At 41.7% G+C, this 755-nt stretch carries 1 protein-coding gene; it reads left to right on the top strand.

Annotation, left to right across the window (positions count from 1 at the left end):
• Nucleotides 1–144: 144 nt before the first annotated feature.
• Nucleotides 145–495, top strand: coding sequence for an IS630 transposase-related protein (locus JFC05_RS12690; RefSeq protein ID WP_198337147.1), 351 nt, complete (start codon nucleotides 145–147; stop codon nucleotides 493–495).
• Nucleotides 496–755: the final 260 nt, after the last annotated feature.

Raw genomic sequence — 755 nt, 5'->3', positions numbered from 1 at the left:
TCGACCACTAAGTGCAGTTTGCTGCTATTACCTGCAACGCTTTTACCAATGGCCTTATCAAGATGACTGGCTGCGCCTGTATAGCCAATCCCACTTAAAACTGTTATAAACTAAGTATCAAATTCAATTGTTATTATAAAGACCATGACTTACTCGCTAGATTTTCGCAAACAAGTACTAAAAAGCTTAGACGAGGGTATGACCTTTGCCGAGGCAGCTGAGTTTTATAATCTGAGCCCAACCACCATACAAAACTGGAAGCGGCGTGTTCATAGCAAAACAACCAGGCAAACCAAGCCCACTAAAATACCAGATGACGTGCTACTTAATGATGTCAAAGAACACCCTGATGATTACCAGTATGAGCGAGCCCGTCGTTTAAACTGTAGTAAAACAGGCATTCATCATGCCCTAAAACGGCTTGGTATCAGTCAAAAAAAAGACCTTAGAACATCCAAAAGCCTGTCCGATCAAAAGAGCGATATACCACAGTAAGCTTTATAGCTTTAAGCAGCAAGGCTATCCTATCGTTTATATATACGCGCGCGGCTTTGAGAGTCAGACCATTCGCTCTCATGGTTATGCACCGATTGGTAAGCCTTGTATCGATAGCTACAACTGGCAAGGTAAAAAGCGAACCAACGTTATCGGTGCTCTATATGAAAAGATGCTGTTTGCCCTAGATTACTTTAAGCACAACATTAGGGCGTGTTGAACATTGGATATAAATTTCTGGCAAAAAAAATAGCGAACGG

Origin of the sequence: Psychrobacter celer (assembly GCF_016107555.1) — a bacterium.
GTDB lineage: Bacteria > Pseudomonadota > Gammaproteobacteria > Pseudomonadales > Moraxellaceae > Psychrobacter > Psychrobacter celer.
This window is presented reverse-complemented; position numbering and strand designations above follow the sequence as displayed.

Coding starts and splice junctions, on each gene's coding strand:
- JFC05_RS12690 (WP_198337147.1), top strand. CDS start 145: ATGACTTACTCGCTAGATTTTCGCAAACAAGTACTAAAAAGCTTAGAC.